The sequence below is a fragment of the Pedococcus dokdonensis genome, from assembly GCF_900104525.1.
GTDB classification, from domain to species: Bacteria; Actinomycetota; Actinomycetes; order Actinomycetales; family Dermatophilaceae; genus Pedococcus; species Pedococcus dokdonensis.
Genome location: NZ_LT629711.1, coordinates 2,055,409 through 2,066,791 on the forward strand (window position 1 = coordinate 2,055,409; position 11,383 = coordinate 2,066,791).

Consider the following 11,383-nt stretch of genomic DNA (forward strand, 5'->3'; position numbering starts at 1 on the left):
ATTATTGCGCCCATGCCCGACGTCACTGCTGCACCCTCGTCCGTCCTCGCCGGCTCCTCGATCCTGGTCACCGGCGGCACCGGCTCGTTCGGGAAGGCGTTCATCACCGAGGCGCTGAAGAACCACGACCCCAAGAGGATCGTCATCTTCAGCCGTGACGAGCTCAAGCAGTACGAGGTGCGGCAGCTGTTCGGCGACGACCCGCGGCTGCGCTGGTTCATCGGAGACATCCGCGACCGGCACCGCCTCAACCGCGCGATGCACGGCATCGACTACGTCGTGCACGCCGCCGCCCTCAAGCAGGTCGACACGGCCGAGTACAACCCGTGGGAGTTCGTCCAGACCAACGTCGTGGGCTCGCAGAACGTCATCGAGGCCTGCATCGACGCCGGCGTGAAGCGCGTCGTCGCGCTGTCCACCGACAAGGCGTCCTCCCCGATCAACCTCTACGGCGCCACCAAGCTGACCGCGGACAAGCTCTTCATCACCGGCAACCACTACGCCGCCGCCTACCCCACCCGCTTCTCGGTGGTCCGCTACGGCAACGTCATGGGCAGCCGCGGCTCCGTGATCCCCTTCTTCCGCAAGCTCGCCGAGGCCGGCCAGTCGCTCCCGATCACCGACCTGCGCATGACCCGGTTCTTCATCACGCTGCCCCAGGCGGTGAAGTTCGTCACCGACTCGTTCGAGCTGATGCAGGGCGGCGAGCTGTACGTGCCGAAGATCCCGTCGATGAAGATCACCGACCTCGCCCAGGCCGTCGCTCCCGGCGCCGAGATGCACGAGATCGGCCTGCGTCCGGGCGAGAAGCTGCACGAGGAGATGATCAGCCCCGAGGAGGGCCGCCGGGCCCTGCGCCTCGGCGACCGCTTCGTCCTCCAGCCCGACCTCGCCTCGTGGGGCTACACCCCGCCGGAGCACGGCGAGCCGGTGCCCGAGGGGTTCCACTACACCTCGGACAACAACACCGAGTGGTTCACCCGGGAGGACTTCACGGCACTGCTCGAGACGGACGTCTGAGCGTGCTCCCCTACGGCCGCCAGTCGGTCGACGACGGCGATGTCGCGGCGGTCTCCGAGGTCCTCACCAGCGACTGGCTGACCACCGGCCCGTGGGTGCGCACCTTCGAGTCCGAGCTGGCCGAGCTCGCCGGCACCCAGGGCGCGGTGACGGTGACCTCGGGCACCGCCGCCCTGCACACCGCATACGCGGCCATCGGCATCGGCCCCGGCGACGAGGTGGTCACCACCCCGCTCACCTTCGTGGCCACCGCGAGCACCGCGACGATGCTGGGCGCCACAGTCGTCTTCGCCGACGTCACGCCCGACACCGGCAACCTCGACCCCGACTCGGTGTCAGCCGTGCTGACCGACCGCACCCGGGTGGTGTCGGGGGTCGACTACGGGGGCCACCCCATCGACGTGGCGGGGCTGCGCGGGCTGGTCGCCGACCGCGACACACTCCTGCTCGAGGACGCCGCCCACTCGATCGGTGGCAGCCTCGACGGCACGCCCGTGGGCTCGCTGGCGGACGTCACCACCTTCTCGTTCTTCCCCACCAAGAACCTCACCACGGCCGAGGGCGGGGCGGTCGTCGCCACCGACCCCGAGGTGCTGCGCCGGGCAGCGACGTTCCGCAACATCGGCATGGTCAAGGACCCCGACCGGATGCAGCGCAGCGACGAGGGCGCCTGGTGGTACGAGGTGCACGAGCTGGGGGTCAACTACCGGCTGCCCGACGTCCTCGCGGCGCTCGGCTCCAACCAGCTGACCCGGCTCGGCCGCTTCAAGGCCCGGCGAACCGAGCTGCACCGGCGCTACACCGAGGGACTCGCCGGTCTCGACGAGCTGGTGCTTCCCCCCACCCGCGACGGCGCCGACCCGACGTGGCACCTCTACTCGCTGCGGATCCGCGACGGCCGCCGCCGCGCGCTGTTCGACCACCTGCGCGATCACGGGATCGGCGTGCAGGTCAACTACATCCCGGTCTACTGGCACCCCCTGTATGCCGCGCAGGGCTACCAGCGCGGCATGTGCCCCGTGGCCGAGGAGTACTACGAGCAGGAGATCTCGCTGCCGCTGTTCCCCGACCTGCTCGACTCCGACGTCGACCGGGTCATCGAGCTGGTCCGCGGGTTCCTGGGTGGCTGAGCCGGGTGGCTGAGCCGCTCCCCTCCGACCCCGGGCTCACCGACCAGGCTGGTGCCGGGTCCACGGGCAGCACCGCGAGCAAGGCGGTGCTCGGCCGCGGCCTGCTCTACACCGTGGGCACCGCCGCACCAGTCCTCAGCAACGCCGTCGTGACCCCGTTCGTCACCCGCCAGCTGGGGACCGCCGAGTACGGCTCGGTGGCCACCGGGCTGGTCGTCGTGCAGGTCGGCATGATCGTCGCCGGGCTCGGGCTCGCCGCGGCGATCACCCGGCACGGCATCCTCGAGAGCTCCGGCGTCTCGGGAGCGCGCAGCCTGGTGCTCCGGGGCGCGGCCGCCGCAGTCCTGCTGACCGGGCTGGCCGCCCTCACCGCGGGGTGGACCGCCGGCTGGGTGGGCATCCGTGAGCCGCTGGCCCTGGTCCTGGCGCTCGCGTCCGCGGCCGGGTTCTCGATGGTCGTCAACGTCCAGTCCTACCTGCGGGTGCTGGACCGTCCGCTGCCCTTCGTGCTGCTGTCGTTGGGCAGCGCCCTCGGCGGCCCGGTGCTCGGCATGCTGCTGCTCGTCAGCGGGCCACCCAGCGCGGCGCGCTACCTGGGCGGGCTGGCCATCGGCTACCTCGCCGCGGGCCTGGCCGGGCTGGCCATGGTCGTGCGAGGGGTGGAGCACCACCGCGGCGACACCCGGCGCGCCCTGCGGGTGGGTGTGCCGACGGTGCCCCACCAGGTCGCCATCTTCCTCGCCAGCGGCATCCTCGTGCTGGTCGCCGGATGGCTGTTCGGCTCGGCCGAGGCCGGTCGGCTGCAGCTCGCGGTGCTGATCGGGTCGGCCCCCGGGGTGCTCACCTCCAGCCTCAACAACGCCTGGGCCCCGGTCGTCTACCGCACGCCTGAGCACCACCGCGCCGAGGTGCTGGAGCACACCGGCCGCGACATCGCGGTGCTGACCTCGCTGGCCGCCGGGTTCGTCGCCGCGGCCGCCCCCGTGCTGCTGCGCATCGTGGCCCCGGCCTCCTACGACCCCGGGCAGATGACGCCTGCCGTGGGGCTGGTCGCCGCCGGCACGGTGCTGTCGGTCCTCTACCTCTGCAACGTGCACCTCGTCTTCGCGTCGGGGCGCAGCGAGGGCCTCGCGCTGGTCACCCCGTTGTCCCTGGCCCTCGGCACCGCCGGCGCCTGGCTGGCCGGCGACCTCCTCGGGGTTGCCGCCGTGGGTGTCGGGATGACCATCACGTATGCCGCGATGGCCCTGGGCGTGGCGCGCCTCGCCCGCCGGGTCAGCGCGACCCGCTGGCACGAGGGCGCCCTGGTCCCAGCCCTGGGGCTGGGTTTCGCACTCTGCGGCGTGGGCGCAGCGCTGCCCGCCGACGGGCCGTGGACCGCGGTGCGGATCGCCCTGGCCGCCGTGGTGCTCGTGGCCAGCCTGGTGGTGCTGCGCCGCGTCCTCACCCGCTGATCGGACCTCCTCGACCCGGGTCTTGCAGGGAGCTGGCGGACCAGGGCACGTCGGATCGGGCTAGCCGACTTCGATCGGCTCGACGACCTGCCCGGCAGCGGGCAGGCTCCGCGGCAGCGGCCTCGGCAGGTAGGACAGTGCCGCGCGCAGCCACGGGCCGAAGGCCAGGCCGGCGGGTCCGTCCGCCCCGGGGGTGGGCGCCGGGGCCGGGGCGTCGGCGCGACGACGCAGGTTCACGACCGCTCGTGCCGCGACGGAGGTGGTCCAGAACTCCACCGCCGGCACGGCCGGCTCCAGGCCGCGCCAACCCAGCACCGCCTCGAGGCCGGCCGGCGGCAGCAGGTGCTGGACCCCCAGCTCCCGGTCGACCAGCGGACCGGTGACGGCGGGGTCGAGGTGCTCACCGTGCAGCTCGGGCCAGGTCTGCCGGACCCGTTCGTTCATCTCGTCGCCCTCGCCGTCGATGCGCAGCGCGTCTCCGTAGACGCCGAGTGCGGCTCCGAGGTGGCCACCGTAGAGGACCGGGGTGGAGAGCCGGTTGGACACCACCCGTCGGGCCCGGCCCAGCAGGGCCCACAGCCGCCAGAGGAACTCGGCGTCCATCCGCTCCCCCAGCACCACGACCCGGTGCCCGGCCCCCGTGTAGGCGGCGAGGATCTCCGGGTCCGCGGCGTCGGCGGCATACAGGCAGGCGGTGGCGGGCCCCTCCTGCTCGCGCCACTGACCCGCGAGCCCGGCGTGGTCTCCACGCACCCGCTGGGTCTGGATGCCGTGCACCGGCATGAGGACCACCTCGTCCCGCTCGTCCCGCGGCTGGGGGGTGGGTCCCGCGGCCCGGGCCAGGTAGGCGAACTGCGCTCCCACGGGAGTCGTGGCGTGTCGCTCGGCCGCCGGGTCCCAGGCCCGCGAGTCGTGCGACCACACCAGCAGCCGCCGCCGGCTCCGCGGGTCGAGACCGATCCGGGGGAAGTCGCGGAAGTGGGTCTGCACCGGGGAGAGCGCCGTCCACCCGTGCTGCACCAGGCCGTGGATGTGCCGAGGTCGGGGGCGTCCGGCATACACCGCGAAGGCCGCGCTGTGCCCGTAGAAATGGTTCTGCGACTCCATGCCGGAAGGCTATCGGGGCGGCTGCGGGGCCCGGCCGGGGGCGACCACTAGGCTGGGCCCCGATGAACGACGACGTCTGGCTCGTGGTGCCCCTCTACAACGAGGCCAAGGTGATCGGTGACGTGATCGCCCAGGCTCGCGAGACCTTCCCGCGCGTGGTCTGCGTGGACGACGGGTCCAAGGACGGCAGCGCCGAGGCCGCCGCCGCGGCCGGCGCGGTCGTCGTGCGGCACCCGGTCAACCTCGGGCAGGGCGCGGCCCTGCAGACCGGTTTCGAGTACGCCCTGTCGCAGCCCTCCATGAGGTGGGTCGTGACCTTCGACGCCGACGGCCAGCACCAGGTCGACGACGTGCTGGCGATGCTCGTCAAGGCCCGGGCCGAGAACCTCGACGTGGTCTTCGGGTCACGGTTCCTCGACGACCGCACCGAGGCAGGGACGCTGAAGAAGCTCGTGCTGCGGATGGCGGTCGGCTACACCAACCTGACCACCCACACCCGGCTGACCGACGCGCACAACGGTCTCCGGCTGATCTCGCGCGACGTCGTCCAGCAGATCGAGATCACCCAGAACCGGATGGCCCACGCCTCCGAGCTCGTGCAGCAGATCGGTGCGCTCGACATCCGCTACGCCGAGAGCCCGGTGCACATCCTCTACACCGACTACTCCAAGGCCAAGGGCCAGTCCCTCTGGAACGCCGTGAACATCCTGGCCGAGCTGATCCTGCGATGAGCCGGCCGACTGCGGGAGCGCACTGACATGAACATCGTCCTGATCCAGGTCCTGCTGATCGTCGTGGTGGTCGTCGTCGCGGCCCGCTTGTTCCGCTCCCGCGGCGCCCGGTCGCAGGCGGTGCGACGCCTCGGGCTGCTGATGTTCGCGGCCTTCGCCGTGGTGTCGATCCTGTTCCCGAACCTCTGGAACCGGATGGCCGCTGTCGCCGGTGTCCGTCGTGGCACCGACCTGGTCCTCTACTCCCTGGTGGTGGCGTTCCTCAGCTTCACGGTGACGACCTACCTGCGGTTCCGCGACTTCGAGGCCCGCTACACCCGGCTGGCGCGACGGCTGGCGCTCGACGAGGTGCGCGGAGGTCCGGGTGGCCAGCCCTTCGGCAGTGGCGCCCCCAGCGCCGGCGCCCCCAGCACTCCCAGCGCCACCGGTGCTCCCAGCGGCACCAGCTCGCCCGGCGAGGCGCCCACCGACCCGCCGGAGCCGGACCCGCGCTGACCGCGGCTCAGGCCAGCATCGCCAGGGCGCGGCGCGCGGCGACCGCCAGCGTGTCCACCGCCAGACCCGCCCCGTCGCTCGGCCGACCACCTCGCCGCAGCGCTGTCGCCATCGACGCGGCGTCGAGGGCGGCCAGCTCGACCCCCGCGGGGCGCGGTGCGCGGTCGCTCGCGACCACGCGGGCTCCCGCGGCCAGGGCCTCCCGGACGATCACCGAGTCGCCGTCCCAGGCCGTGGGCCGCAGGAAGACACCGCTCGAGGCGAGCACCGCGCCGACCTCGTCACTGGTGGCGTCGAAGCTCACGGTCACCCACTCGAGGTCCGCCACCGCGGCCCGCAGGGCGGCCAGCTCGGCGCCTTCCCGACCGTAGGCCAGCACCCTGAGCGTGGCGTCCGGCCAGCCCTCGGCCGCGTCGTCCCGCACCAGCCGCACCGCCTCGACGGCGAGCTCGGCGTGGTAGTGGGCCAACCCGGCGTTGGTCGCGACGGCGACGGCGTGCGGATCGCGGGGCGGCACCGGTCCGGCCGGTGGGGCCGAGGGCACGAACGGCGTCACGACCCGCACCCGGTCCTGCAACGACGCCGGCAGGACCTGCCGGATCTCGTCGCTCACCGCCCAGACCTCGTCGTAGGCCCGCAGGGCCAGGCGCAACGCTGCGCCGCCCACCCGGCCCAGCCGCTCGACCTGCGCGAGGGTCGACCCGGAGTGCAGCACGACGACGGTGCGGCCGGGCAGGATCGCGAAGACCGGGGCCAGCACCACCGCCCGCCACAACCGCGTGATGTGGAAGAGGTGCAGGCTCCGGCGTCGCCACCACAGCGGCATCGACCGGGCCGCGCGGCGGGCGTTGCCGGTGTCCACGTAGGCGACGGTGCACCCGGCCGCGCGCAGCGCCTCGGTCAGCTGGCGGTGGCTGGCGTGCACACCGCCCACCTCGCCGTGCTCCTGGGCCCACTGCAGGACGCGGGTCCCGGGGGCGACGACGTCGGCCGGCATCAGTCGAGCCGCGAGCTGGTCAGGACGCCGAGCAGGTGCCCACCCGCCGTCACGACGGCCAGCGGCACCATCACCGCGACGAGCACCTGGGTGCCCACGAGGTCGCCCCGCACGACGTCGACCACTCCGGCCAGCAGCGCCAGCAGCGATGCCTCGACGGCCACGAAGGCGCGGAAGATGGGCAGGTAGCCCATCGCCCGGCGGACCGCGGCCAGGCCCGACACCTTGGAGCGCGTGGTCGCGGCCACGTCCTCGAGCACCGGCCGCCCGGTCTTGGCCCGCGCCACGTGGACGAGGTCGGTGAACGCCTTGTTGAGCAGCACGACCAGCGACACGAGGAGACCGAGCACCGTCCAGCCACCGACCTCGCCGGGGTGCGCGAGCGACCAGCCGTCGGCACGCAGCCCGAGGGCCGCGGGGATGGCGGCCTCGGTGGCGTAGTGGCCGATCCGGTCGAGGTAGATGCCCGCCGGGGAGAACCGCTGGCGCCAGCGCGCCACCTCGCCGTCACTGCAGTCGAGCAGGATCTGCAGCTGCATGGCGAGCACGCACAGCAGCGGCCCGACCACGCCGGGCAGCGGGAGCAGGAGGGCGCCGACGACCCCGACGAGGATCATCAGCCAGGTGACGCCGTTCGGCGAGATCCCGGTCGGCAGCAGCGCGCGCGTGGCGTGGACCGAGAGGTGCCGGATGTAGAGGGCGCCCGCCCAGTGCTCGGCGTTGTAGCGGGCGATGTGCTCGGGGGGCTGTGCCACCGCCCGCAGCTCGGCGAGCGACGGGTGGTTGTCAGCAGGGTCGTGCGTGTATGCCGTCATGCGCTGGCTCCCGTGCGGATCGTGGTGTCCTGCTTCGAGATCCACGAGCGCCAGCCCCGGACCGACTCGCCGGCGAACAACACGGCGAGCAGGATGGCGGCCACCCAGAGGACCGGGACGACGGCACCCGGCGCGACGGCCGTGAGCAGCACCAGGAGCAGGACCCGACCGTCGGTGCCGAGGCTGACGAGCGCCAGACCGCGTGGTGGTGCGACGCCGGTGTCGCGCAGCCGGTAGACGACGTCGTAGCGGTGGTAGGCCACGGCGGCGAGGTAGGCGAAGCCCGCTGCGGTGACCGCATCGAGAGCCTGGTGCACGATGACCCCGACGACGAGCGCCTCGCCGATCCACAGCAGGGCCGGCGCCTGCCAGGCCAGGGGATGGTGCAGCGGCGGCTGCCAGCCGGATCCGACCAGCAGCGCGGCGACGGCAGCGGCCCCGAGCGCGGCCCAGGGCTGGTCGAACCAGAGCAGCACCGGCACCGCGACGGCGAGCAGCGTGGCACCGAGCAGGCCGACGAGGAACGGCGTGCGCAGTCGTCCGGCGAGGGTGGCCAGGGGTCCGAGGTCGAGCTGCTCGTCGAGCTGGTCCCGCGAGGTGGGCCGCTCCACCGGGCCCCACATGCGGTCCCGCCCCAGCAGCACCACGGCGAGCCGGCCGCCCTGGGTCCACAGCACCGCCAGCGCGACCGCGACGAGGAGCACCCAGAGCACCAGCATCGGGCGGCGGGTCAGCAGGGCCAGCGAGATGAGCAGGTAGCGCTCCGCGATCGGCATGTGGACCACCTTCTTGGTCCAGTGCCCGACCTGCTCGCGCCGGGTGGGAGCGGGCGCCGTGGCGGTGGTGGTCGTCGCCGACCGGGAGTCGTCGAGCGTGGTGGTCGGCAGGAGGTCGGGTCGGCTGCTGCGCCCCGCAGCCAAGCGGCACTCGTAGGCGTAGTCCTCGAGGTGGCGCAGCGTCACCGTCGCCATCGCCGCCACCGCGACGGGCCATCCCGGGCTCCCCTCGCGCACCGCGACGTGGGCGACGGCCGCCAGCATGGCGTACTCCTTCACCCGGTCGCCGACGGCGTCGAGGAAGGCCCCGAGCGGGCTGAACCGACGGGTGAACCGGGCGATCTCGCCGTCCACGCAGTCGACGACGAGCGCGGCGAGCAGCACGACCGCCCCGACCACCCACGCCCACCACCAGCCGGTGGCGACCAGGGCAGCCGCGACGAGCCCGGCGAGCAGCGAGACCACGGTGACGACGTTGGGCGACCACCCGTGGGCCAGGCCCACGGCGGTGACGCGGCGCGAGAGCGGCCGCACGGCATACGTGGAGAAGAAGCCGTCTCCCCCGCGCGAGGCACCGCGCAGGCGCTGGCGCCACACGTCTCCGTCGGCCCCCTGGGCCGCCGACCCGCCGCGGCGCCAGCGGAACGGTCCCAGCGCACTGGCCTGCACCCTCACGCCTCCTCGCACGAGGGCCAGCGTGACGATGCCGACGGCGTCCTCACCCCACTCGGGCTCGACGTGGGCCAGCGCGTCGCGGACCAGGCGCGCCGCCTCGGCGCGGTCGACGCCGTCGATCCGCACGACCCCGGGCAGGACGTGGGTCGGCTCGCCGACGCGGTGCACCCGCGAGCCGACGGACTCGACCAGCCGACCGTCCTCGCCGACCCTGGCGAGCGACACGGTGGAGTCGACCTCCGAGAGCGTCAGGGGGTCGGCGACGAGGGCGGCGGTGCGGACACCCGGTCGGTCGAGCAGGTCGAAGAGCGCCGGGCCCTCGATGTCGAGGTCGCCCGCGACGACGACGAGGGGGCGCTCCGACGAGCCGGGCAGCACCCCGGCGAGGGCGGCCAGCCGAGCCGCCACCGGGCCGTCCTCGGGCGACGTGGTGGGCGCCAGCCCCAAGAGCTCGAGCGCCTCCAGCAGGTGCGCCGTCGGCGCGCCGAGGACGACGACCTCGGCACCGCGGGTCCAGCCGTGGACCGCGCGGGCTGCGGCGTCGCCCACGGACCCGGGTGGCGGCGTCGCGTCCTCGGTCACGCCCCGGCATCCAGGTCGGAGTTGTAGCGCTCCAGCACGTCCGTGATCGGGCCGTCCATCCGCAGCTCGCCACGCTTGAGGTAGAGGCCACGGGTGCTGAACCGCTTGAGGTCGCTCTCGGAGTGGGAGACCAGGAACAGCGTGCGGCCGTCGCCCAGCAGCGCCTCCATCCGGCGGTAGCACTTCTCCCGGAACGCCCGGTCACCCACGGCCAGCACCTCGTCGACGAGCACGATCGGCTCGTCGAGGGTGGTCACGACGGAGAAGCCGAGCCGCACCTTCATGCCCGACGAGAAGTGCCGGTAGGGGGTGTCGAGCCCGGCCCGGACCTCGGGACCGGCGAAGTCGACGATCTCGTCGAAGCGCTCCTCGATCTTGTCCTTGCTCAGGCCGTGCAGCCCGGCGGTGAGGTAGATGTTGTCGCGCGCCGTCAGCTCGCCGACGAAGCCACCGGTGAGCTCGATCAGAGGGGCCACCCCGCCGTTGACCTGGACCGTGCCCTCGTCGGGCAGCAGGACGCCGGCGATCATCTTGAGCAGCGTGCTCTTGCCGCCACCGTTGCCGCCGACCAGGCCCACTGCCTCACCGGCGTGGATGTCGAAGCTGACGTCGCGCAGCGCCCAGAACGACTCCTTCGGCGCGCTGTTGCGACCGTGGAAGAGCAGCTCACGCAGCTGCATCTTGCGGCGCCGGGAGCGGTAGAACTCGACGCCGAGCCCCTGGACGGAGATGACGGGGTCGGAGCTGACCGGGTCGACCATCAGATCTCCTTGAGGACGGCGCGCTCGAGCCGACCGAAGACGGCGTTGCCGATCAGCAGCAGCAGGACGGACACGACGAGCGAGGCGACGATGGCACCCCACGAGATCGCCTGCTTGCCCTCGTGGGAGAAGAAGCCGGCCCGCATCATCTCGAGGATGCCGGTCATCGGGTTGAGCCAGGTGACCTTGTCGTAGGGCTTGGGCACGACGTGGCTGGCGTAGATGACCGGGGTCGCGTAGAAGAGCATCCGCATGAAGATCCGGATCACCCGCTGCATGTCGGTCACCAGGGCCGTCACCGGCGCCAGCAGCAGGCCGAGCCCGGTCAGTGCGACCGCCTGGACGACGATCGCGAACGGGAAGAGCACCAGCCAGCCGTTGAGGTGGGTGTCGCCCTTGGCGAAGTAGATGATCGTGAACGCGACCAGGACCGGCAGCGACAGCAGGTACTCGATCCCCTTGGAGAACACCACCCGCAGGACCCAGATCTCACGCGGCAGGTTGGTCGAGCGGACCAGCTTGGACTCCTGGATCAACGCTCGCGAGGTGTCCGTCAGGCAGCCGGAGAACCACTGCCAGGACAGCAGCCCGACCACGAGGAAGAGGAAGTACGGGCGGTGCCCGATGTCGCCGCGCTTGAAGATGTAGACGAAGACGAGGAAGTAGATCAGGGACATCAGGAGCGGGTCGAGCACGGTCCAGACGTACCCGAGCACGCTGCGCGAGTAACGGACCCGAAGATCGCGCACGATGAGGGTCCAGAGCACACTCCGCTTGGCCGCGATGGCCTGCGTCCGGGAGATGAGTCTCATTCGTCCTTGCCTGTCCTGTGCCGCACCC

General features: G+C 72.6%; 11 protein-coding genes. 5 read left to right on the top strand and 6 right to left on the bottom strand.

The genetic code is table 11. The annotated features are described in order from the left end of the window. Positions 1-12: 12 nt before the first annotated feature. Genes pseB through BLQ34_RS09705 form a run of 3 tightly spaced genes read left to right on the top strand, consistent with a single transcriptional unit; the run spans position 13 to position 3,604 of the window. The gene (gene pseB, locus BLQ34_RS09695; RefSeq protein ID WP_091784633.1) at positions 13-1,020 is read left to right on the top strand and encodes a UDP-N-acetylglucosamine 4,6-dehydratase (inverting); all 1,008 of its coding nucleotides are present in this window, start codon (positions 13-15) and stop codon (positions 1,018-1,020) included. A gap of 2 nt (positions 1,021-1,022) precedes the next feature. Further along, on the top strand, positions 1,023-2,150 hold the full coding sequence (locus BLQ34_RS09700; protein ID WP_091784636.1) for a DegT/DnrJ/EryC1/StrS family aminotransferase: 1,128 nt from the start codon (positions 1,023-1,025) through the stop codon (positions 2,148-2,150). 5 nt (positions 2,151-2,155) lie between these two features. Next, positions 2,156-3,604, top strand: coding sequence for a lipopolysaccharide biosynthesis protein (locus tag BLQ34_RS09705; protein ID WP_172829385.1), 1,449 nt, complete (start codon positions 2,156-2,158; stop codon positions 3,602-3,604). A 60-nt stretch (positions 3,605-3,664) separates the two neighbouring features. Here the strand turns inward: BLQ34_RS09705 and BLQ34_RS09710 are convergent, their stop codons facing one another. Then, the gene (locus BLQ34_RS09710; RefSeq protein WP_091784642.1) at positions 3,665-4,711 is read right to left on the bottom strand and encodes a hypothetical protein; all 1,047 of its coding nucleotides are present in this window, start codon (positions 4,709-4,711) and stop codon (positions 3,665-3,667) included. A gap of 62 nt (positions 4,712-4,773) precedes the next feature. Here BLQ34_RS09710 and BLQ34_RS09715 point away from each other — a divergent pair, with 62 nt between their 5' ends. Continuing rightward, positions 4,774-5,442, top strand: a complete 669-nt coding sequence (locus BLQ34_RS09715) for a glycosyltransferase family 2 protein (protein WP_091784645.1) — start codon at positions 4,774-4,776, stop codon at positions 5,440-5,442. Between the two features lie 27 nt (positions 5,443-5,469). Next, positions 5,470-5,937 carry a DUF2304 domain-containing protein gene (locus tag BLQ34_RS09720; RefSeq protein WP_197674684.1) on the top strand — a complete coding sequence of 156 codons (468 nt, stop codon included), beginning with the start codon at positions 5,470-5,472 and terminating at the stop codon, positions 5,935-5,937. A 7-nt stretch (positions 5,938-5,944) separates the two neighbouring features. Here the strand turns inward: BLQ34_RS09720 and BLQ34_RS09725 are convergent, their stop codons facing one another. From BLQ34_RS09725 to BLQ34_RS09745, 5 genes are read right to left on the bottom strand one after another with little or no spacing between them, the layout of a single operon-like run. Continuing rightward, positions 5,945-6,934, bottom strand: coding sequence for a glycosyltransferase family protein (locus tag BLQ34_RS09725; RefSeq protein ID WP_091784648.1), 990 nt, complete (start codon positions 6,932-6,934; stop codon positions 5,945-5,947). Further along, the gene (locus BLQ34_RS18785) at positions 6,934-7,749 is read right to left on the bottom strand and encodes a CDP-alcohol phosphatidyltransferase family protein (RefSeq protein ID WP_157692980.1); all 816 of its coding nucleotides are present in this window, start codon (positions 7,747-7,749) and stop codon (positions 6,934-6,936) included. Before BLQ34_RS18785 ends, BLQ34_RS09725 begins: the two co-directional genes overlap by 1 nt. Beyond that, a complete protein-coding gene (locus BLQ34_RS09735) occupies positions 7,746-9,782 on the bottom strand; it encodes a DUF5941 domain-containing protein (RefSeq protein WP_091784651.1) in 2,037 nt (678 codons plus the stop codon). The genes BLQ34_RS18785 and BLQ34_RS09735 overlap by 4 nt, the downstream gene beginning before the upstream one ends. Next, positions 9,779-10,543, bottom strand: a complete 765-nt coding sequence (locus BLQ34_RS09740) for an ABC transporter ATP-binding protein (RefSeq protein ID WP_091784654.1) — start codon at positions 10,541-10,543, stop codon at positions 9,779-9,781. The genes BLQ34_RS09735 and BLQ34_RS09740 overlap by 4 nt, the downstream gene beginning before the upstream one ends. After that, entirely contained in the window at positions 10,543-11,355 is an 813-nt protein-coding gene (locus tag BLQ34_RS09745) for an ABC transporter permease (RefSeq protein WP_157692981.1), read from the bottom strand. Before BLQ34_RS09745 ends, BLQ34_RS09740 begins: the two co-directional genes overlap by 1 nt. Between the last annotated feature and the right edge of the window lie 28 nt (positions 11,356-11,383).

Bases quoted from the DNA above. Each gene is read 5' to 3' on its own strand.
- pseB (WP_091784633.1), top strand. From the start codon at position 13: ATGCCCGACGTCACTGCTGCACCCTCGTCCGTCCTCGCCGGCTCCTCG.
- BLQ34_RS09710 (WP_091784642.1), bottom strand. From the start codon at position 4,711: ATGGAGTCGCAGAACCATTTCTACGGGCACAGCGCGGCCTTCGCGGTG.
- BLQ34_RS09715 (WP_091784645.1), top strand. From the start codon at position 4,774: ATGAACGACGACGTCTGGCTCGTGGTGCCCCTCTACAACGAGGCCAAG.
- BLQ34_RS09720 (WP_197674684.1), top strand. From the start codon at position 5,470: ATGAACATCGTCCTGATCCAGGTCCTGCTGATCGTCGTGGTGGTCGTC.
- BLQ34_RS09725 (WP_091784648.1), bottom strand. From the start codon at position 6,934: ATGCCGGCCGACGTCGTCGCCCCCGGGACCCGCGTCCTGCAGTGGGCC.
- BLQ34_RS18785 (WP_157692980.1), bottom strand. From the start codon at position 7,749: ATGACGGCATACACGCACGACCCTGCTGACAACCACCCGTCGCTCGCC.
- BLQ34_RS09740 (WP_091784654.1), bottom strand. From the start codon at position 10,543: ATGGTCGACCCGGTCAGCTCCGACCCCGTCATCTCCGTCCAGGGGCTC.
- BLQ34_RS09745 (WP_157692981.1), bottom strand. From the start codon at position 11,355: ATGAGACTCATCTCCCGGACGCAGGCCATCGCGGCCAAGCGGAGTGTG.